Source organism: Methylobacterium sp. UNC378MF, from assembly GCF_900103195.1.
Classification (GTDB): Bacteria; Pseudomonadota; Alphaproteobacteria; order Rhizobiales; family Beijerinckiaceae; genus Methylobacterium.
The window spans coordinates 23,917-45,478 of record NZ_FMWU01000004.1; the positions used below are offsets into that span (position 1 = coordinate 23,917).

14 protein-coding genes are annotated in these 21,562 nt (G+C 67.7%); 6 read left to right on the forward strand and 8 right to left on the reverse strand.

Features of this window, described 5'->3' with window-relative positions; translation table 11 throughout:
* Positions 1 to 60 precede the first annotated feature (60 nt).
* Positions 61 to 837: an alpha/beta hydrolase gene (locus tag BLT59_RS05260; protein ID WP_244513853.1), complete on the forward strand. Its 777-nt coding sequence runs from the start codon at positions 61 to 63 to the stop codon at positions 835 to 837.
* 121 nt (positions 838 to 958) lie between these two features.
* On the opposite strand, the gene cydB is transcribed toward BLT59_RS05260, so the two are convergent.
* Positions 959 to 1,972, reverse strand: a complete 1,014-nt coding sequence (cydB, locus tag BLT59_RS05265) for a cytochrome d ubiquinol oxidase subunit II (RefSeq protein WP_091777241.1) — start codon at positions 1,970 to 1,972, stop codon at positions 959 to 961.
* 5 nt (positions 1,973 to 1,977) lie between these two features.
* Positions 1,978 to 3,420 (reverse strand): cytochrome ubiquinol oxidase subunit I, encoded by a 1,443-nt coding sequence (locus BLT59_RS05270; protein ID WP_091777243.1) that lies wholly within the window; start codon positions 3,418 to 3,420, stop codon positions 1,978 to 1,980.
* Between the two features lie 191 nt (positions 3,421 to 3,611).
* Between BLT59_RS05270 and BLT59_RS05275 the strand changes: the two genes are divergently transcribed.
* Positions 3,612 to 4,424, forward strand: coding sequence for a universal stress protein (locus BLT59_RS05275; RefSeq protein ID WP_091777244.1), 813 nt, complete (start codon positions 3,612 to 3,614; stop codon positions 4,422 to 4,424).
* Positions 4,425 to 4,569: 145 nt separating this feature from the next.
* On the opposite strand, the gene BLT59_RS05280 is transcribed toward BLT59_RS05275, so the two are convergent.
* The 3 genes from BLT59_RS05280 to BLT59_RS05290 form a co-directional block, all read right to left on the reverse strand.
* Positions 4,570 to 5,490 carry a substrate-binding domain-containing protein gene (locus tag BLT59_RS05280; protein ID WP_244513854.1) on the reverse strand — a complete coding sequence of 307 codons (921 nt, stop codon included), beginning with the start codon at positions 5,488 to 5,490 and terminating at the stop codon, positions 4,570 to 4,572.
* Between the two features lie 73 nt (positions 5,491 to 5,563).
* Positions 5,564 to 7,273 carry a methyl-accepting chemotaxis protein gene (locus BLT59_RS05285; protein WP_091777248.1) on the reverse strand — a complete coding sequence of 570 codons (1,710 nt, stop codon included), beginning with the start codon at positions 7,271 to 7,273 and terminating at the stop codon, positions 5,564 to 5,566.
* A 1,034-nt stretch (positions 7,274 to 8,307) separates the two neighbouring features.
* Positions 8,308 to 9,435: a glycosyltransferase gene (locus BLT59_RS05290; RefSeq protein WP_244513855.1), complete on the reverse strand. Its 1,128-nt coding sequence runs from the start codon at positions 9,433 to 9,435 to the stop codon at positions 8,308 to 8,310.
* 479 nt (positions 9,436 to 9,914) lie between these two features.
* On the opposite strand from BLT59_RS05290, the gene BLT59_RS05295 reads away from it, so the two are divergent.
* Positions 9,915 to 10,634 (forward strand): sensor histidine kinase, encoded by a 720-nt coding sequence (locus BLT59_RS05295; protein ID WP_091777252.1) that lies wholly within the window; start codon positions 9,915 to 9,917, stop codon positions 10,632 to 10,634.
* 29 nt (positions 10,635 to 10,663) lie between these two features.
* Here BLT59_RS05295 and BLT59_RS05300 read toward each other — a convergent pair whose 3' ends face one another.
* Together BLT59_RS05300 and pucL are read right to left on the reverse strand one after the other, a co-directional pair.
* A complete protein-coding gene (locus tag BLT59_RS05300; protein WP_091777254.1) occupies positions 10,664 to 12,148 on the reverse strand; it encodes a methyl-accepting chemotaxis protein in 1,485 nt (494 codons plus the stop codon).
* Positions 12,149 to 12,605: 457 nt separating this feature from the next.
* Positions 12,606 to 13,448: a factor-independent urate hydroxylase gene (gene pucL / locus BLT59_RS05305; RefSeq protein ID WP_091777256.1), complete on the reverse strand. Its 843-nt coding sequence runs from the start codon at positions 13,446 to 13,448 to the stop codon at positions 12,606 to 12,608.
* A 171-nt stretch (positions 13,449 to 13,619) separates the two neighbouring features.
* Here pucL and BLT59_RS05310 point away from each other — a divergent pair, with 171 nt between their 5' ends.
* Genes BLT59_RS05310 through BLT59_RS05320 form a run of 3 tightly spaced genes read left to right on the forward strand, consistent with a single transcriptional unit; the run spans position 13,620 to position 18,534 of the window.
* Entirely contained in the window at positions 13,620 to 14,456 is an 837-nt protein-coding gene (locus BLT59_RS05310; RefSeq protein WP_091777258.1) for an FAD binding domain-containing protein, read from the forward strand.
* A 2-nt stretch (positions 14,457 to 14,458) separates the two neighbouring features.
* The gene (locus BLT59_RS05315) at positions 14,459 to 17,194 is read left to right on the forward strand and encodes a molybdopterin-dependent oxidoreductase (RefSeq protein WP_091777612.1); all 2,736 of its coding nucleotides are present in this window, start codon (positions 14,459 to 14,461) and stop codon (positions 17,192 to 17,194) included.
* Positions 17,194 to 18,534 (forward strand): NCS2 family permease, encoded by a 1,341-nt coding sequence (locus BLT59_RS05320; RefSeq protein WP_091777260.1) that lies wholly within the window; start codon positions 17,194 to 17,196, stop codon positions 18,532 to 18,534. Before BLT59_RS05315 ends, BLT59_RS05320 begins: the two co-directional genes overlap by 1 nt.
* 256 nt (positions 18,535 to 18,790) lie before the next feature.
* Here BLT59_RS05320 and BLT59_RS05325 read toward each other — a convergent pair whose 3' ends face one another.
* On the reverse strand, positions 18,791 to 21,508 hold the full coding sequence (locus BLT59_RS05325) for a sensor histidine kinase (RefSeq protein WP_091777614.1): 2,718 nt from the start codon (positions 21,506 to 21,508) through the stop codon (positions 18,791 to 18,793).
* Positions 21,509 to 21,562 lie beyond the last annotated feature (54 nt).

The window sequence follows — 21,562 nt, forward strand, 5'->3', positions numbered from 1 at the left end:
GAAGCCGATCCCATGCTGAGCTATCTGGGTGACACGATCGTCGGCCTGACCCTTGCGGTCTTGAACGCCCTCGCGCCGCTCGAAGTCCACGTAGACACCGGCATCGCCTACGCCGACGGGATCGAGCACCGTGCGGATGTCTATCGGCCGGCCGCAGCGGGTCCATGTCCGGTCGTGGTGTTTCTCTACGGCGGCGGATGGCGGACTGGGTCGAAGGAGGAGGTCGCCTATATCGGGGCCGCCTTCGCCCGGCGGGGCTTCGTGGCGGTCATCCCCGAATATCGCCACGTCCCGAGGGCGAGCCTGCCGGATATCCTGACCGACAACGCCGCTGCCGTCGCCTGGACCATCGCACACGCGGCGCAGTATGGCGGTGATCCCGGTCGCGTCGTCGTCGTGGGGCATTCCTCCGGCGCCTGGGCCGCGGCGATGCTTGGACTCGATCCGACATGGCTCGAACAGGCCGGTTCAAGCGCGGCAAAGCTCGCCGGCATCGTCGGGCTGGCCGGCCCCTACACGAGTTCCGCGCTGACCGACCCGCTGGACCGCCAGGTCTTCGTCGGCAGCGATCCGGCCCTGCAGCCGATCCATCATGCCTCGGGAACGCATCCCGCGATGCTGCTGGCCGCCGGCGCGGCGGATCTCGACGTCAATCCGGCCGGAACTCTGGCGCTCAACAAAGAGTTGCTGGCCTCCAGCGGGAGCGAAACAATGAAGATCTATCCAGGCCTTGGCCATGGACAGATTGTTCATGCAATGGCGTTTCCGTTCAGCCTCGAATTTTCGGTCGCCGACGATGTCGCGCGGTTCATCGACAATGCTCATGCAGGCCGGTGACTCGGATTAGCAGCAGGGTCGGCCCAAGTCTCGGACGTGCACGATATCCTGTTCTCCGCAATAGAGCGGGACCGGCGCAGCGCGCCGATCCCTTTTCTTCAGGGTGCCGCGAACCGCAAAGTCAGTGATAGCCCGGCGCTCCCGCCGCGACCTTACCGCGGAACAGCCAGTACACGTAGGCGGTGTAGATCAGGATCATCGGTACCAGCACCACCGCGCCGGCAAGGAGGAAGGCTTGACTGCTCGGGTGGGTGGCAGCGTCCCAGATCGAAATCGCCGGCGGCACGATCATCGGCCACAGGCTGATCCCGAGCCCGATATACGACATCAGGAACAGCCCCAGCGCGTACAGGAACGGCGTCACTTCGGCGCGTCGATCGAGTGCGACGAAGAAGCGCCATGCCAGGAGCGCGACCAGAGCCGGCACAGGGGCCGCCAGCGCGAGATTCGGCCAGGCCAGCCAGCGGACCCGGAACGCTTCGCTGAGGATCGGCATCGTGGCCGAGACGATCACGATGGAGGCCAGCGTGACGAGACCGAGGCGACGCGCGAGCCGGTAGGCGCGGAGCTGGAGTTCACCCTCGGTCTTCCAGATCAGCCAGCAGGCGCCGAGAAGGCCGTAGCCGGCAACCAGGGCGGCCCCCGTCAGCACGGAGAACGGCGTGAGCCAGTCCCACCAGCCGCCCGCGTAGGCGCGGCCCTCGACCCGGATGCCCTGGACCAGGGCACCGAGGCAGATCCCCTGGCAGAAAGCCGCCACGTAGCTGCCCCACGAAAAGGACCGGTCCCAGGTGCGCTGGCTGCGCGGCGAGGCCGCCCGGAAGCGCATCTCGAAGGCGACGCCGCGGAAGACCAGGGCCAGGAGCATCAGGATCAGCGGCATGTAGAGCGCGGGCAGGATCGTAGCGTAGGCCAGCGGAAACACCGCGAACAGGCCGCCGCCGCCGAGGATCAGCCAGGTCTCGTTACCGTCCCAGACGGGCGCGACGGTGTTGACCATGACGTCCCGCTCCGCCTTCCCGCGGACGGCGGGGAACAGGATCCCGACACCGAGGTCGAAGCCGTCCATTACCACGTAGAGGAAGACCGCGGTGGCGATGAGCAGCGCCCAGATGAGTGTGAGATCGAGGGACATCGGGGCTACTCCGCGGGCTGCGCGAGGGGACGGCCGGCATCCTGCGCGCCGGCGACGAGGGCAGGGGCGGGCGTGATGCCGGCAGTGCGGATCGGCTGGCCCGGAGGCGGCCCGGGCTCGTGGGCGTGCGGCGCCTGATTGAACAGGTGCAGGAGGAACCAGATGCCTGCGCCGAACACCGCGAGGTAGACCACCGCGAAGGCCGCCAGAGAGGCGGCGACCGCCGGAGCGGCCACCGGCGACACGCTGTCGATGGTGCGCAGCGCGCCGTAGACGGTGAAGGGCTGCCGGCCCGCCTCCGTCACCGTCCAGCCGGCCGTGACGGCGATCAACCCGGATGGGCCCATGCCGACAGCGAAGCGATGTAGCCAGGGCGCGTCGTAGAGTCGTCCCTTATGGCGCAACCACAGGCCGGCGACGCCGAGGGCGATCATCAACAGGCCAAGTCCGACCATGATCCGGAACGACCAGAACACCAGGGGCAGATTGGTCGGCCACGTGTCACGCGGCACGTCCTTGAGCCCGCGGACCTCGCCGTCGAGGTCATGGGTCAGATAGAGGCTGGCGAGTCCGGGGATGCCGATCCGGTCCCGCACCAAGCCGGCTTCCGCATCGGGCCAGCCGAACAGGATCGCGGCGGCACGGCGCTCCGTCTCGAAATGCCCTTCCATGGCGGCGACCTTGGCGGGCTGGTGTTCGTAGGAATTTCCGCCGTGCAGGTCGCCGATCACCAGCTGGGCCGGAGCCACCGCGGCGGCCATCCACATGGCCATCGAAAACATCAGCCGAGCCCGCGGATTGTCCCGGTCGTGCAGCAGGTGCCACGCGCCCACGGCGCCGACGATCATCGCGGTGGTGAGGTAGGCCCCCGTGACCGTGTGGGCAAACCGGTAGGGGAAGGATGGATTGAAGACGATCGCCCACCAATCGGCCGGATTGAAGCGCCCGTCCGGCCCGACGACGTGGCCGGTGGGCGTCTGCATCCAGGAATTGGCCGACAGGATCCAGAATGCGGAAATCAGGGTGCCGATGGCGACGAGACAGGTCGCCAGGAAGTGCAGCCGCTTGCCGACCCGTTCCAGGCCGAACAGCATGACGCCGAGAAAGCCGGCTTCCAGGAAGAAGGCGGTGAGCACCTCGTAGCCGAGCAGCGGGCCGAGAACCGGCGCTGTCCGGTCGGCGAAGACCGACCAGTTCGTGCCGAACTGGTAGCTCATGACCAGACCCGACACGACACCCATCGCGAAGGCGACCGCAAAGATGCGGAGCCAGTAGCGAAACGTGTCCAGATAGACGGCCTTTCCGGTGCGCAGCCAGAAGCCTTCGAGCACGGCGAGATAGCTCGCGAGCCCGATCGTGAAAGCCGGGAACAGGAAGTGCCAGACGACGGTCAGCGCGAATTGGGCACGCGCAAGATTGACTGCACTCGGCAGCTCGAGGGCGGACATCGCGTTCTCCAGAGGACGGGTTCGCCCGCTCTGCTGCAGGTCGGCCTGTGGCACATTGATTCAGCTCAACCCCATCTCCGCGAACCCCGCATGGCGACCGCCGTCGCGATTGCGCTGGGTCAAGGCTGCGATTGACACCGGCAGCAACATTGCCGCGTACCGGCCCGGTGACGCGCCGCAGGGAGACCGCCATGTCCTACGCCAACATTCTGGTGTCCGTGGATTTCGCCGAGGCGGCGGCGGACCGCGTGCGGCTCGCGGCCGCCCTGGCGCGCCGCTTCGATGCGACGCTGACCGGAGCGGCCGCCGCCGAGGTGCCGGCGCCGCTCTTCGCCCACGACATCCGCGACGCGCAGGCCCAGTACGAGCGCACCAAAGCGAAGATCCTGCAGGAACTAGAGCGGGTGGAGGCGGTGTTCGCCCGCTGCGCCGGCGCGGCGCCGCGGACGGCATGGTCTGGCGGCACCGACCGACCCTTCGCACATCTCGTTGAAAGGGGCCGGGCGGCCGACCTGCTCGTCGTCGGCGGCACTGCCGAGACCGAGATCGACCCCAGCCCATTCGGCGTGGCACTCGGGCCGGTCTTGATGGAAGCGGGACGGCCCGTCCTGGTGGTTCCGCCCGAGACTTCTCGAGAACCCGGCCGCCGCATCGTCGTCGCCTGGAAGGACACGCCCGAGGCGAGGCGGGCGGTGTCGGGAGCCCTGCCGTTCCTGCGATCCGCCGACCGGGTCTTCTTGGTCACGATCGGAGAGGACGCGCAACTCGAAGGCGCCGAGGAGGTCGCGGCCCATCTGATTCTCCACGGGGCCGCAGCGACCACGCACCTTCTGACCGCAACGGTCAGCGACGGAGCGGAGATCCTGCGATTTGCCCATGAGCAGCAGGCCGACCTGATCGTCATGGGCGCCTACGGCCATTCACGCCTGCAGGAATGGGCCTTCGGAGGTGCCACCCGGAGCATTCTGGCGGCGAGCACCATCTGCTGCCTGATGGCGCATTGATGAGCTGACGGCGATGCCCAGGTGGCCCTGAGCCATCCGGCACGGGAAGGCCCGCCGCCCCAGCTCCTCAGCGGCCCCGCCCTGGGCGTCCGAGCTTCTGTAGGATGGCTGCCACCGTCGGAGACTGACCGTCCCTCGAATCTGCTCAACGGGAGAAATGGGTGGTCGAGATCCGGTCCGTGATCAATTCGGACGGCATCCAATCATATTGCTGCACCGGTTCGTGCCGGATCAGCGCCAGAGCATCGTCGATCGCCCGGCGGCTCTGGGTGGCCGCGTCCTGGTAGATCGTCACAGCGAGACGCTTTTCCTGCATCGCCTGCATGCCGTCGGCGGTGGCGTCCACCCCGCCGATAAGGATCCGCCCCGCCGGGAGACCCACGGCCGCGATGGCCTCGGCGGCGCCGATCGCCATCTCGTCGTTGGTGGCGGCGATCGCATCAATGCGGATGCCCTTGGCAAGCCAGCCGGTGACAGCCGACCTCGCCGTCAGCCGGTCTCCGTCCGTAATGGTTTCCGCGACCAGTCGCAGGCCTGGAAACTCCGCCATGACCTCCTTCGCACCCCTGGTGCGGAGCGCCGATCCGGGATGAGACGCGTGTCCCCCGATGAGCGCGACGCGCCCGACCCCGTTCAGCATCTGGGCGAGCTTGCGCATCTGTAGACGCCCTGCGACGAGGTCGTTCGGCATCACGAAGACGACCCGTCCGGCAGACCAGTCTGCGCCAAGCCAGTTGTTGACGTAAACCAGCGGGATGTCCGCCTCCTGGGCCAGCCGGGTGATCACGGCACCGGCCGACGGGTCGGCCGGCATCACGACAAGCGCGTCGACCTTCTCGGCGATGAAGCGCCGGGCCTGCCCGACCTGCTGGTCGCCCGCGCCCTCGCGCGCGTAGGCAACATGAACCAAGACGTTGCGCGCGCGCGCGTGCTCCTCAAGGCCGTCATGCAGGAGCCGGGTCTGAGCGGTCGGCGGGATCATCAGGATGGCGATGGTAGTCGCAGAGGCGGGCCTCGCGCAGATCGTGAGGGCGAGGACGAGGGCTGCGCTTCCGATCCTGCTCAAGATCTGGCGACTGCTACTCCCCCAGGAGATCCGGCTCATGATGGTAGACCCACCCTCGTCGTCGCGCCAGGAATCAAGCGGCGCGGAGGCTTTCAAGAAGACCGGCAATCTCCTCACCCAGACGCTCGGCGTCCTGCGACAGGCTGCCTGCCGCGGCCATGACATCGGTCGCCGTGATGTCGGCCACCCCGGCCGCCTCGGCGACGCCCGCGATGCGGGTGCCGACTTCGTCCGTACCGTCTGCCGCCTGCCTGATAGTCTGCACTATCGCCCGCGCCGCAGAATCCTGCTGTTCGGCGGCGGCAGCGATGGCGGTCGCAGCCCGATTCATATCTTCGACCCGCGCGGTAATGCCCGCGATGGCCGACGCCGCCTCGGCGGCGGAGTCCTGAATTTCGGTCACGTGTCGGCCGATGGCGTCGGTGGCCTGCTTGGTCTGACCGGCCAGCGTCTTCACCTCGGCGGCCACGACCGCGAAACCGCGGCCCGCCTCACCGGCCCGCGCTGCCTCGATCGCCGCATTGAGGGCGAGAAGGTTGGTCTGTGCGGCGATCTTGGCGATGATTTGCATCACGTCGCTGATCCGGTCTGCGGCGCTGCCGAGCGCTCGTACCTGGAGGGTTGTCTGATCCGCCTCCGCCGCTGCGGCGCCCGCCGCGGCCGCGGTGATCTCTGCCTGGCGCGCGACCTCACCGATCGCCGCGCCGAACTCGCCGGCAGCGGCGGCGATCCGGCGGACACGGGATTGCTCCTCCTCGACGACGACGGCCATAGCCGCCGACTGGCTCGCGGCCTCGCCGACCGCCCGGCTCATTCCATCGGCCTTGCCGCGCAGCGTTGCTGCTGCGGATGCAACGGTGCCAACGATGCCGCCGACCTTAGCCTCGAACTGTTCTATCAGCGCATGGACCGCATTGCGGCGCTGACGCACCCCCTCAGCACGCAGCCGAGCAGCCTCCGCCTTGAGACCATCGGCGTGCCGCATGCTCTCCCGGATGACCTTCATTGCAGCCGCCATAGCACCGAGTTCGACACTCGGCGCTTCGGACGGGATCGCGACGGTGGAATCGTTGTCGGCCAGACCCTGCAGAGCCTGGGCCATCGCGGCGATCGGGTGCACGACGCCGCGCAGGAGGAGTCGGACCAGGCCTAGCGCGACCACAACCGCGACGGACATTGCGGCCATGAGCGTCAGCCGGGATGTCGTGCCGGCTGCTTCGATGCCCTGGGCCTGCTCGGCGGCCCGTGCCTGACGATATCTCAGCACCGCATCGACCGCCTGTGTGAAGGCTGCCGCCTCGACGGGGAGCACCGCGGCCCGGACCCGGTCTGCGAGGTCGCGCTCACCGGCGCGACCGAGCGCCGCCGCCTCGGCCTCAACGGCGATGAAATGCTGCCACGCCTCGGCAAGGCGCTGCGCCAGCTTCCACTCGCCCTCCGACTTCGCGGTTGGAACATAGGCGCTCCACGCTGCCGAAAAAGCTTCCTGTGCGTTGATCGTCCGCTCGTTGCTTTCGCGCACGGCCTCTCCGGTCGGCGCAGCCTGCGCCAGGATGGCGAGCGCCCGAAGCTCGTGACTCGTCTGCTTCATGGTGGAGAGTAGAATGACGGCCTTGATCTCGTCGGCCGCGGTCCGGCTCGCAGCGTCGATCACGCCGAGCTGAAGCGCCGAGACCATCCCAATTCCGACCGGTAGACAGAAGATGGCCGCCGAGAAACCGATAAGGATTGTTCTGAGTCTCACATCTTTCTTTGTCTTGTAACAAGGGAAAGCAAACGCCATTCACCAAAATTTCCAGAAAAGATACCGACCGCGTCCTATCACTCGGATGGCAAGAAATCAATCCATCGTCGACGACGCACATCAAGATCATATCTTTTTACATGTTCTTTTGTCTATAAGTGCCCGCTTCAGTTCGCAAACATTATCAAAGGAAAATCTTGTGCGATATTAAACGGATATTCGGTTCTACCAATCCAGCTTAAGGCGATCGGCCGTGACGGCTACGCGCGACGCGCCGTTGCGCGATCCCGGGATAGCGCACCGGCGAGCCGTGGAGGTGCACGAGACGGCGCGCACTGTTCAGGACCGGCAATCCGCGTCTCGTCCGTCAAATTGCGGATGGCATGAACTGGCATGCCGCTGCCGTATCGGAGGGCACGTTACAGGGACGAGCGGCGTCGCAGGCCGTTCGATCCGATGCCAGGATTTTTAGCAGAGGTTTCCGCGGAGAGGCCGCGGCGGATGAACGTGGCGAGAGCCGTCGTGACCGTCGAGAGGTCAGAGCGGTTTGGCCTGCTGTGCCCGCAGCCACAACAGGGCGGCGACGCCCATCCATGGACACACGAAGACGATGAAGGCCACCAACCCCATGAGAATTCTCCCGAAAGAATGCAGCGGACCTTAGGAAACGTTCGTCGGTTTTGCCGGATCCCCTTCAGCCGACACGGCTCGGGCTCGTCGCGCCATGGCGATCAACTCCGATGCCGTGAGACGACGCAGCGGCGGTTGCTCCGGGAGATCGATGGACCGGGGCGGTCGCGGTGCCGGCGGGAGGGCCAGGGCGCGCCCCGGCCAGAGCCGTTTCAGCCGACCCGCCTTTCCCAAGCTTCTCTCCGCCACGCATGCATCTCCTGCAAATCACCTTCGGTCATGGTTAGGCGAGGGGTCGTTCGCCGGTTAGTCAGATCGGGACAAAGGTTGGGGCCGGGCCCGGCATCAGGCGTATGGGAGGCCCCCTGGGCAGCGGCGTAGGTCGCCCTACCGCTCAGCTTTTCATGCGCGCCGCGGATCCCGCCGGGGCCGGCTCAGCCTCGTCAGAGTTGCCACAGCGGCATGAACTCCGACCGATAGGCCGATTGATTGAACCCCCACACCGGGTCCAGCATCTTCACGAGCGCCTCTCGCGACAACGCGACAATTCGCGAACGGACGTCGGACGGCAGATCGGCTCGATCGAGAATGCCGAGGCAGGTCGATAGACACGCGCGGTACTGTCCTGTATTGTAGGAGGCGACCGCATACTCGTCTTGAATGCCGTAGTAGTACATCCAAGGTTGCAGGAACAGACCATCGGCCGGCAGTTGCAGGCCCAGGCCCGCCTCGGCATAGTTCAGGGCGGCGATGTGCTGACCGGTCTGCCTGCAATAGCGGCTGGCTGCGTAACGGACCTCCACCCGATTGGGGCAGATCGAAATCGCCCGATCATAGACGGCCAGCACCCGTTCATCGGGCTCGCCGAGCTTGTCCATTTGAAGTCCCGCGCTGAAGAGGCTGATATAGACCTCCTCGTCCCAGTAACCGAGATCGGCGCGTTTCAAGTACAGATCGCGTGCCTTGCGAGCTTCGCCGAAATCTCGATAGCTCTGAGCTAAATAAAAAGTATACCGTGCGATCAGAAGCGGGTCCTTCTCCTTGGTCAAAGCTTTCTCGAGGATGGCCGCGTCGCGCTTGTAGGTGGTCTCGTCGCGATGCCGGGCGCCATCTTCGCCCCGCCGCATCGATAGCGGCAACGGGTCGCGCCACGATCTTTCCTGGCAGTCGAGAAATTCGTGCAGCACGCCACGATAGTACCAATTAAATTTGTTGCTGACCAATTGCGGTCTACTATAAGTAGTTGGTCCGTCGATGATGGTGAAATCGTAGCCGGGCGCGTTGAGCTTCGGCAGAACGAAACCGGCCGGAATCAGCAGTTCGTCGTCGGCATCGATGATCAGCGAGTAGCTGCCGTGCGGGCGCGCGAGCCTCAGCGCCTCGTTGCGGTTGTGGGCGAAATCGACCCAGGGCCGTTCCACGAGCCTCCCCGGCATATCGGCCATGATAGCCCGGATCACATCCTGCGTGCCGTCAGTCGAACCGGTATCCACGATGATCCAATGGTCGATGATGGGTCGTACAGAGGCGAGACAACGGCGAATAACGTGCGCCTCGTTTTTGACGATCATCGAAAGACAGATCTTTTGACCAAATAGTTTCATACCGCATAACCTTTGCGATGCGGGAAGTCGATTCTGCCCTGCCGTGATTGCACGCATAGCGCGATCAAATCCATGGATCAAAGGGATCTCTGGATTGTCAATCGCTTCAGTTTCCTATCACGATTTGTATATATTGCTGTCTTCTGTATGGATATTCAAAATAGACGGTGTAATTGAAATACTAAACGGGATTTAAGAGATAATTTATCGGTCAAATATTTTTAGTGTCGACAAGATATGTTTGCTTGACTTGAGAGCCTGTGGGCCTTGTGGCGCTGACAGTGCCTTTGATCGCGCTGTCTCGGCCGGCATGCACTTCGGGAGTGTCAAACGGATTGAGCGGCTCGGTTAAGCAAAAATGTCGCGCTCGTGAGGCTGCGCGGGGGGCTTTGCACGTTATCTGATCTGAACGAATCCTCCCGGCTTTCAGCGCTGAGAGAGCGAACATGGCAGAGGCTGAAGCAACGGCCGCGCGTCTCGCGCAGCTCGAAGCGGACAATGCGCGGCTGCGCCGCCTCCTGGATGAAGCGGGGACGTCGGACGGTCTGCGTCACGGCATGCGTGACACCTTGGCGATGCTTCGGGCCGTCCTGCGCCAGTCGGCCGAGACGGCCGAGAACGTCGACGGCTACGCGACGCACCTGGAAGGCCGGCTGGACGCAATTGCGCGGGTGCGGGTCGCGGCGGACATCTTCGGGGAGGTCAGCCTGCACACGCTGATCTCCGACGAATTGATGATCCACCTCGTGCGGGAAGGCGAGCAGGCGGCGCTGGAGGGGCCGACCGTGCGCCTCAGGCCGAAGGCCGCGCAGCTGGCGGCTCTGGCGGTCCACGAACTCTGCAGCAATGCGGTCGAGCACGGCGCCTTCGGCCTCTCAAAGGGCGGCGTCGATGTCAGCTGGGCCGTCACGGGCGGGGTGTCTCAGGCGCCCGGCGACCTGACGCTCATCTGGAAGGAATCGGGTGGCACGGGCGTCAGGGAGCCGGCCCGGCGCGGCTTCGGCATGCAGGTTCTTACTGAGATGCTGGGCTACGAGCTGAGCGCAGCCGTCGCACTCGCCTTCGAGCCTGACGGCCTGCGTTGCACGATCCGCTTCCCGCTCGTCCCGCGGATCGGGCGCTTGGTCGAAGACGATCACGCGGATGAACCCGGCGAGCCGGGCTGATCCGCGCGATAGGAGCCGACCGGTTCGCGTCAGCCTAAGGCGCGCGAGCTTTCCCGAACCTGCTGTGTCGCCTGGTCCGCTCGCGCGCTCGCCTGCGCAATCGTGTTCATCCCGCCCGAAATCGCGGAGACGTCCGATGCGGCGGTCTGCATGCTGCCGGACATCTCCCGCATCACGGCGGATTGCTCCTCCACCGCCGCCGCGATGGTGGATGACACGGCGTTCAAGGTGCGGATCGTGCCCTGGATCGCGTCGATGGCGTCGACGGCCTCGCGCGTTGCCGACTGGGTCGAAGCGATCTGGAGGCGGATCTGATCTGTCGCCCGGCCGGTCTGGGCGGCAAGGGTCTTCACCTCGGTGGCCACCACGGCGAAACCGCGTCCGGCCTCACCGGCACGGGCTGCCTCGATGGTCGCGTTGAGGGCCAACAGGTTGGTCTGCGCGGCGATACCGGAGATGAGGCCGAGAACCTCGCCGATCTGCGTGGCCTGAGCGCTGAGGCCCGTCACGATCTGACCCGTGCGCTGCGCCTGCTCGACGGCCTGTCCGGCCATTTCTGCCGCGTGGCTGACCTGATGACTGATCTCGTCCACCGAGACGGATAGCTGTTCCGCGCCGGTCGCGACGGATTGAATGTCGCCCGACACACGGGCCACACGCGCGACCGCCGCGTCCGCTTGCCGGGTCACATCGGCGACGGCGTCACCGATGGCATCCAGGTCTCTGGCGATGGCATGCTGCGCGGAGGCGCGCTGTTGCCGCTCATGAACCTGGGCGGTGATGTCGGTCGCGAACTTGACCACCCGGACCGGCTTTCCGTCCGCATCGGTGATCGGGTTGTAGGTCGCCTGAATCCAGATCTCGCGGTCCAACTTGCCGGTGCGCCTGAACACGCCGGATTGGAATTCGCCGCGCGCGAGGGCAGCCCAGAACAGGCGGTAGGCCTCACTGGTGCGTTCAGCCTCGCTGACGAACAGGCTGTGGTGCCGCCCGATAATCTCGTCCAGCGAATAACCGACAGCGTCGAGAAAGTTAGAATTGGCGGTGACGATGGTGCCGTCGAGGTCAAAGGCAATCACCGCCTGCGAGCGGTGCAGGGCGCGGATCTGCCCCTCAAGATCGAGCGCGCGCAGCTTCTGGGCCGTGATGTCGGTCGCAAACTTGACGATCTTCACCGGCCTCCCGCCAGCGTCGAGCACCGGGTTGTAGGAAGCCTGGATCCAGACCTCTCGGCCGCCCTTCGCGAGGCGCTTGTACTCGGCACTCGCGAAAGTGCCGCGCTTCAGGCTCTCCCAGAATTGCCGGTAGCCTTCACTCTCCCGCTCGCCCGGGTCGACGAACAGGCTGTGGTGCCGGCCCCGGATCTCCTCGAGCGTATAGCCCATGGATTCCAGGAAGTTCGGGTTTGCGTCGAGAATGGTGCCGTCCAGCGCGAATTCGATAGTGGCGAGGGACCGACTCAAGGCTGCGAGCTTGGCAGCCTGATCCCTCCGAGCCCTAGGCCCCTCGAACATCGATCCCTCCGCATACCGCAACCGGGATGCGGCCGAAGCGCGCACCATACCGATCAGATCAAGCTTTTCTGTTGTCCAGACGCTGTTCTTTGATTTGAACGACGTCGGGCATCTGTCGATACCCTGGATGATTGCGGCCGTTGATAGAGGCCTAGCGTTTCACCCGCGTTAAGACGGATGACCGTTGCAGGGTCGTCGGAGTTCATGCCGGATTGTATGGTGTGATCCAATAAACGCGAAGATCTCATCTTCAGATTGCACCAACCCAAGGTAGGTTGTGTGCCCTCTCGATCCTGCGTTGTATACGGCCAGCGCACTCCTGAAGGCTGCTGACCTCCGGTTGCACCCTGCAATGAGCGTCCGGCCTCCCGCGGTCGAGGACATGAGATCTGGCGAGGCAGCCCCCGGACCGTCAGGGCGGGAGGCGTCGATGATGCCCTCCCTTCGTGGCGGCGCGTCAGCCGCTCCGACTGATCGTCGCCTCGATGCGGCCGTAAGGTTCGTCGGTGGGCAGGAAAACGGCTCCGGGATTGTCGAGGTCGAAGGCCGTGAGATCGATGGGCAGGTAATGCTTGTTGGGCATGACGAAGCCGATTGCGGCGAGTTCCGGCACGGCTGCCAAGGCGGCCTCGCCCATACGGTACATGCTGTCCTGAACGCCGCGGCTATAGGTCGACCCGAAGACGGCCAGCAGCGTCGCGAGGACATGGGCGTTGGCCGCGCCGTAATCGGAGGGTGGCGACTGCCACGTCCAAGTCGCATCCATGCTGGTGGCGGCGATGCGGTCGGTCGTGTCCGGCAAGGTCCGGTACTGGTCCGCCACGAAATCCGACCAGCCCGACTGCGTGGTCTTCATGAAGGTGTAGCCGCGCAAGCCGGACTTCAGCGTCGACCCGGCCCGGCTGGCGGCGAGCGCCACGAAGCCCGTGCCGTTCCCGTCGCGTGTGAAGGTATGGTTGTGCGGCGCATGCGCAATCACGTGGCGCAGCCAGCGAATCTCCTCAGCCTCGATCGCGACGGTCTCGACCTGAGGATAGGTATCGAGCAGGACCCGCGCGACCGCGGCAACGAAGGCCTCCGCGTCGAGCGTCAAATTCCGCGCCGCCGTAACGTTGACGATATTCTTGATGCTGTCGGTCGCGATGCAGGCACGGTTGTCACCGTCTGTCCAGGCCGCATCGAAGCGTCCCGTCAGCATCACCGACAGCGTCAGCTCACGCGGCGTGTGATGGTCGCCGTCGCGGGCCAAGCGCAGCACGCGAACCCGTTCCTTGCCGTAGCGCGATGCTGTCAGGGCCATGGGGATCTCCGACCGGCCCGCTGGCGGCCGTCTCACGCGAATCTGATTCATCCTAGGCCGACGCGGGTGGGGGCGCCACGCTTGGCCGGACGCGGTCCGGCTTGACCGCCGCCTCGGTACCGCCGGCATAGTGGCGGGCCGGCTGAACCGGCTGCGGACCGGCGAGGGGGCATGGACCTCAACACCATCGAGACCGTTCTGCGGCCGCGCAGCCGGACCGAGCTTCCCGCCTGGACCGAAGGCGATGCCTGCCTCGGCGGAGGAACATGGCTGTTCTCCGAGCCGCAGGTCGGGATGCGGCGCCTCGTCGACCTCGCGGCCCTCGGCTGGCCCCCGCACGCGATCGACGCGAACGGCCTGACCTTGGCTGCGACCTGCACCATCGCGCAGCTCGACCGGCTCGAACTGCCGCCGGACTGGATCGCGGCGCCGCTGGTCGGGCAATGCTGCCGGGCGCTTCTCGGCTCCTTCAAGATCTGGAACGTCGCCACCATCGGCGGCAATGTCTGCCTCGCTCTCCCGGCCGGCCCGATGATCGCCCTCGCCGCCGCCCTCGACGCGACCTGCACGATCTGGTCCGCGGACGGGACCGAGCGCCACGTCCCGATCGTCGATTTCGTCCTCGGTCCGCAGCACAATGCGCTGAATCCGGGAGAGGTTCTCCGCAGCCTGTCGATGCCGGCCGCGGCACTCGTGCGCCGCACGGCGTTCCGCCGCATCAGCCTCAGCCCGAACGGCCGCTCCGGTGCGTTGCTCATCGGCACGCGGGCCGCCGACGGTGCCTTCGCGCTGACCGTCACGGCCTCAGTCAAGCGTCCGCTCCGCCTCACTTTCGACGGCTTGCCGAGCGCAGCCGATCTGGCCCAGACCCTCGACGACGCGATCCCGCAAGCCCTCTACCATGACGATGTCCATGGCCGGCCCGACTGGCGCCGTCACATGACCGGGCATTTCGCCGAGGAGATCCGCGGGGCGCTCGAGGCGGCGTCGCCGGGAGGGGCGCCATGACCATCACCATCACCATCAACGGTGCCGCGCATGCGGGCACGCCACGGGCCGGGCAGTGCCTGCGGACCTATCTGCGCGAGGCGGGCTGGTTCGGTGTCAAGAAGGGCTGCGACGCCGGCGATTGCGGCGCCTGCACGGTCCATCTCGACGGCGAGCCGGTGCATAGCTGCCTGGTTCCGGCGTTCCGCGCCGAGGGACGGAGCGTGACGACGATCGAGGGCCTTGCGGGTCCCTGCCATCTCGACGATTCGGGGCCCACCGCATTCCATCCGATGCAGCAGGCCTTCCTGGCGGCGCAGGGCTTCCAGTGCGGATTCTGCACGCCGGGCATGATCATGACGGCCGCCTGCCTTGATCAGGGTCAGAAGCAGGATCTCGGCATCGCCCTCAAGGGCAATCTCTGCCGCTGCACCGGCTACCGTGCCGTGCGCGAGGCCATCGCGGGCAGCACGCCGTCGGTGGAGAGCGGCGGCTGCGGTGATTCCATAGGCCGCAACCTCGCGGCACCGTCCGCGCCGCTGGTGGTGTCCGGGCGCGTCCCCTTCACCCTGGACGCGCCGATAGGCGACACGCTCCATCTGAAGGTCCTGCGCTCGCCCCACGCCCATGCGCGAATCGTGGCGATCGACGCCGCGGCCGCTCGCGCCGTCCCCGGCGTCGTGACCGTGCTGACCCATGCGGATTCGCCGCCCCGCCGGTTCTCCACCGCCCGCCACGAAGATCCGCGGGACGACGCGTCCGACACGCGGGTGCTCGACCCGATCCTGCGCTTCGTCGGCCAGCGGGTCGCCGCCGTGGTCGCCGAGACAGAGGCGGCCGCGGAGGCCGGATGCCGCGCCCTGCGGGTGACCTACGAGGTCCGCCCGGCGCTCCTCGATCCGGATCGGGCCCTCGACCCCGACGCGCCCCGGGTCCACGATCCAGGCGATTGCCCGGGCGAGGATGCGCCGCCGCTCGAACGCCACCCCAACCTCGCCGGCGAGGTGCACGGCGCGGTCGGTGACGTTGAGGCGGGTTTGGCTGCAGCCGATTTCGTCTATGCCGGGACGTTCCGGTCGCAGCGCGTCCAGCATGCCGCCATGGAGACCCATGGCTGTATCGGCTGGCGCGCCGAGGACGGCCGCCTGACGCTGCGCACCAGCACACAGGTACCGTTCCTGACCCGGGACGCGCTGGCCGACCTGTTCGGCCTGGAGAAGGATGCGGTCCGCGTGGTCTGCGCCCGGGTCGGGGGCGGCTTCGGCGGCAAGCAGGAGATGCTGACCGAGGATCTCGTCGCCCTGGCGGTCCTGCACACCGGGCGGCCTGTGCGCTGGGAGCTGACCCGCAGGGAGCAGTTCGTCGGAACCACGACGCGCCATCCGATGCGGGTGGACGTGAAGGTCGGCGCCCGCCGGGACGGCACGCTGACGGCGCTCAGCCTCGATGTCCTGTCCGATACCGGCGCCTACGGCAACCACGCCGGCGGCGTGATCCATCACGCATGCCACGAGGTCCTGGCCGCCTATGTCTGCCCGAACAAGCGGGTCGACGGCCGCGCCGTCTACACCCATACGCTGCCGGCAGGAGCCTTCCGAGGCTACGGGCTGAGCCAGACGATCTTCGCCCTCGAATCCGCTCTGGACGAAGTCGCCCGCGAACTCGGCCTCGACCCCTTCGCCCTGCGGCGGCACAACGCCGTCAAGCCGGGCGACGCGATGGTGTCGAACAGCCTGGAGCCGCACGACGTCGTGTTCGGCAGCTACGGTCTCGACCAGTGCCTGACCCTGGTGGAGGAGGCGCTGCGGGCCGATCCCGGTCCGGAGCCAGAGCCCGGCTGGCGCGCCGGGACCGGCATGGCGATGGCGATGATCGACACGATCCCGCCCCGCGGCCACCACGCCGACGCGCGGGTCAGCCTGGACCCCGGCGGACTTTACACCGTCCGGGTGGGAACGGCCGAGTTCGGCAACGGCACCAGCACGGTGCACCGGCAGATCGCAGCTGCGGCGCTGAACGCCGCGCCGGAGCGTGTCCGCATCGCGGGTGCGGACACGGATGGCGTCGGCCACGATACCGGCGCCTATGGCAGCACGGGGACCGTCGTGGCGGGCCTGGCGACGCTCCGCGGCGCCGAGGCGCTCGCGGTCCGGATCTGCGCGCGGGCGGCGGAGATCGCGAACGCCGCCCCGGATTCCTGCCGCTTAGCGGGGGATGTCGTCGAGACGCCGGCCGGGCCGGTGGCGCTCGCGGCGATCGGCCCGCTCGACGCGTCCGGCCGGGCCGACGGCAGTCCGCGCTCGGTGGCGTTCAACGTCCACGCTTTCCGGGTGGCGGTCGAGCCGGTGAGCGGGTCGGTGCGTATCCTGAAGAGCGTCCATGCCGCCGATGCCGGCCGGGTGGTCAACCCGATGCAGTGCCGGGGCCAGGTCGAGGGCGGCGTCGCGCAGGCGATCGGCGCGGCGCTCTACGAGGATATCCAGGTCGCCGCGGACGGGAGCCTCGTCGCGCAGACGTTCCGCGACTACCACATCCCCGCCTGCGCCGACGTGCCCGATACCGAGGTCCTGTTCGCCGACACCCACGACAGCGTGGGTCCCCTCGGAGCCAAGTCGATGAGCGAGTCGCCCTTCAACCCAGTGGCGGCGGCGCTCGGCAACGCGATCCGCGACGCGACCGGGGCGCGGCTGACCGCCACGCCCTTCGCGCCGGACAGGATCTATCAAGCCGTGGCGGCCGGCCGGACCGGGCTCTCGTGATGGACCGCCCGCGGGACGCGACGCCGGCGGCCAATCCCGGCTTCCTCGAGCGGACCTTCCGCCTCGCCGAGCACGGCACCAGCGTGCGCACGGAGGTCCTGGCGGGGCTGACGACCTTCCTGACGATGGCCTACATCGTCTTTATCAATCCGAGCATCCTCGGGGATGCCGGCATGCCACGGGGCGCGGTGTTCGTGGCGACCTGCCTCGTGGCGGCGCTCGGCTCGCTGATCATGGCGCTCTACACCAATTACCCGATCGCCCTCGCGCCCGGGATGGGGCTCAACGCCTACTTCACCTACGTGGTGGTCCAACAACTCGGCTTCAGCTGGCAGGCCGCCCTCGGCGCGGTGTTTATCTCCGGCGTGTGCTTCCTGATCGTCACGCTGACCGGCCTGCGCGCGCTCATCGTGGACGGGATCCCGCGCTCCATGCGCATCGCCATCACGGTCGGGATCGGTCTGTTCCTGGCGATCATCGCGCTCAAGAATGCCGGCCTCGTCGCGGCGAGCCCGGCGACCTTCGTCACCCTCGGCGACCTGCACAAGCCCGAGACGATCCTGGCGGTGCTCGGCTTCCTGATGGTGGCCGTCCTCTCCGCCCGGAAGGTCCGGGCAGCTTTGCTCTCCAGCATCCTGACGGTTACGGCGCTGAGCTTCGTCTTCGCCGGCAACACCTTCCAGGGTATCGTCTCCCTCCCGCCCTCCATTGAACCGACGCTGTTCGCCCTCGACATCGGAGGCGCCCTGTCGGCGGGCCTGCTCAACGTGATCCTCGTCCTGTTCCTCGTCGAGCTGTTCGATGCGACGGGCACGCTGATGGGCGTGGCGAGCCGGGCCGGCCTCCTGACCGATGGCCAGGTGCGCCGCCTCGACCGGGCGCTGATGGCCGATTCCGTCGCGGTCTTCGCGGGCTCGCTCCTCGGCACATCCAGCACAACGGCCTATCTGGAGAGCGCCTCCGGCGTCGAGGAGGGGGGGCGCACAGGCCTCACGGCCGCGACCGTGGCGGTGCTGTTCCTCGCCTGCCTGTTCTTCGCCCCCCTGGCCGGCGCGGTCCCCGCCTACGCGACGGCGCCGGCGCTGTTCTACGTTGCCTGCCTGATGCTGCGCGAACTGGTGGAACTCGACTGGGACGATCTCACGGAGGTCGTGCCGGCCTGCGTGACGGCCCTGCTAATGCCTTTCACCTACTCGATCGCCACCGGCGTTTCCTGTGGCTTCATCACCTACGCGGCGCTGAAGCTGCTCGCGGGCCGCGCCCGGGAGGTGAAGCCGATCGTCTGGGTGATCGCGGCGATCTTCCTGTTCAAGTTCATTGAAACGGGAGGGGCGCATTGACGACCGCGCGTTGCCGCGACCGGTCCGTCGCCGCCGCGTAGTGTGCCGCCGCGTCCCGCGCGGCGTGCAACACCGCGGTCGTCTCGGCATGGCGTAGGCGCCGTGCGCGGACGAGAGCAGGCAGGATCGGCAGCCGAGCAGAGCCAGGGCAGTCCGGGCACCGAGCGCCTCCAACACCGCTCCGCCTAGCGTAGCAGGTCCCATCCGCAGCAACTTGCGGGTCGGGGCTCGTCGTCGACGATCAGGAGCTTGCGGCTCATGCTGCGATGTCCCTGGGCGCGTTCTGCGCGGGAACCGGAAGGCTGATGGTGAAGCAGGCGCCGCTCCGCTCCCGGCGATTCTCGGCCGTGACCGTGCCGCCCATCGCCTCGACGAAGCCCCGGGAGATGGCAAGACCCAGCCCGGTGCCGGCCCTGACCTGATCGCCCTTCCGGACGCGGTAGAATTTGTCGAAGACCCGCTCGACATCCGCCTCGGGCAGACCGTCCCCCTCGTCGAGCACCGCAATCCGGACCCGGTCTTCGGCGCGGCGCGCCCGCAGCGTCACGGTCGAGCCCTCGGGCGCGTATTTGGCGGCGTTGTCGAGGAGGTTGACCAGAACCTGCTCGAACAGGACCGGGTCGAGGGCGAGCGCGGGCAGGTCTGCCTCGAGCTCCACGGCGACGCGGTGGCCGGACAGGATTGTCTGGGTGCGGCGCAGGGCGGTGTCGACGGTCTCGGCCACGTCGTGCGCGGAGAGGTTCGGCGCCACCGCGCCGGCCTCCAGCCGGGTCATGTCGAGGAGGTTGGCGATGAAGCGGTTGAGCCGCTCCGATTCCTCGATGATCGTCGCGAGCAATTCCGCCTTGGCGTCCGCGGGCAGCGCCGACTCGAGGTCGCGCAGCGTGCTGGCCGCGCCCAGAACCGAGGCAAGCGGCGTGCGCAGATCGTGGCTGATCGAGGTGAGCAGCGCTTGCCGGAGCCGGTCGGTCTCGGCGGCGCGCTCGGCCCGGTCGAGATCCTCCACGAGCCGCACCCGCTCGATGGCGAGCGCACCCATGTCGGCCAGGGCGTCGAGCAGGCGCCGGCCCTCCGGCGACAGGATCGGTCCGGTACCGCCGGAATCGAGGCCGATTATTCCGATCGTGCCGCGCCCGGTCCGCATCGGCAGGAACAGGCGCTTGGCGCCGGGCAGCGTGTCGGCCCCGCGGCCCGCGGGCCGGTCGTTGACGAAGGCCCACTGCGCGGCCGCCAGGTCGGCCGCGTCGAGCATGTCCTCGGGTGGGTAGCCGGCCCGGACCGTCACGGCCTGGCCGTCGGGCAGCAGGAGGACGACGCGCACGTTCAGCATCGCGGCAACCTGGGCGCAGGTGGCCCAGAGCACGTCGTCGAGGGTGCCGCAGGCGGCGAGCTTCCGCGAGAAGCCGAACAGCCGCTCTGTGGCCCGCGCCCGGCCCTGGCTGACCACCGCCACGCGGCGCGCGCGCGAGGCGAGGTTCGAGACCAGGACGGCCACCAGGGTGAAGAGCAGGAAGGCCGCGACGTTGGTCGGGTCGGCGATGGTGAGCGTGTAGACCGGCGGCAGGAAGAAGAAGTTGTAGGCGAGCGAGGCCACCACGACCGAGGCGAGCGCCGGCCCGAGCCCCCAGCGCACCGCCACGGCTACGACGGCGGTCAGCAGGAACAGGTCGGCGTTCTCGACGCCCGCGTAGGGCTCCGCGACGATGGCCGCGCCGAGCCCTGCGGCGATCGCCGCCAGCGCGATCGCGTAGGGCCGCGCGTCGGGCCCCGCCCGCGGCGCGGTCACCGCCACGGCACGGCGCGGCTGCGTCTCGTCGGGGACGGCCTCGCCGGGGACGACGTGCACGCTGATGGCGCCGCTGCGCCGCACGAGGTCATGCACCACCGAGCCGTTGATCAGCTCGAACAGCCACGAGCGGTTCGCCTTGCCGACGACGATGTGGTTCACGTTGGCCGAACGCGCGTAGTCGAGCACGTCGTCGGCGATCCGGCGCCCGCCGGGCAGTGTGACGGCGTCGCCGCCGAGCCGGTCGGCGAGCCGCAGCGCCTCGGCGACCCGGTCGCGCTCCGCCTCGCTCAGCGCCGCCGCCCGCGCGCCCTCGATGGAGAGCGCCGTCCAGGGGGCGTGCAGACGGTCGGCCAGCCGCTTGGCGTAGCGCACGAGGCCGGCCGAGCGCGCGTCCTCGCTGACGCAGACCAGCACGCGCTCGCCCGCCGCCCAGGGGCCGGCGATGGCGTTGGCCCGCATATGGCCGAGCAGTTCGTCGTCGACCCGGTCGGCGGTGCGCCGGAGCGCCAGTTCGCGGAGCGCCGTCAGGTTGCCGCGGGAGAAGTAGTGCCTGAGCGCGCGCTCGGCGTTGGTCGGGACGTAGACCTTGCCGTCCTTCAGGCGCTGGATCAGGTCGTCGGGGTTGAGGTCCACCACCTCGATGTCGTCGGCTCGGTCGAGGACACCGTCCGGCACCGTCTCGCGCACCCGGATGCGGGTGATCGAGGCGACCACGTCGTTGAGGCTCTCGACGTGCTGGATGTTGAGCGTCGTCAGGACATCGATGCCGGCGTCGAGCAATTCCTCGACGTCTTGGTAGCGCTTCGGGTGGCGCGAGCCCGGGGCGTTGGTGTGGGCGAGTTCGTCGACCAGCGCGAGGGCCGGCCGGCGGGCGAGCAGGGCATCGAGGTCCATCTCCTGAAGGACAGTGCCGTGATACGGCACCGACCGGCGGGGGATCGTCTCGAACCCATCGAGCAGGGCCTCGGTCTCGGCCCGGCCGTGCGTCTCGACGACACCGACCACGACGTCGGTCCCCGCCTTCAGCCGAGCCCGGCCGACGGTCAGCATCTCATAGGTCTTGCCGACGCCGGGGGCGGCGCCGAGGAAGACCTTGAGCCGGCCGCGCGTCCGCTCCTCCCGGCGCACCGCTTCGAGCAGGGCGTCGGGTGAGGGGCGGGGCGGGTCGCGGCCGGTCTCGGGCATGATCGCCATCTTAGCAAAACACCGCGGACATCGCGGGATCGTCGCGTCATTGCG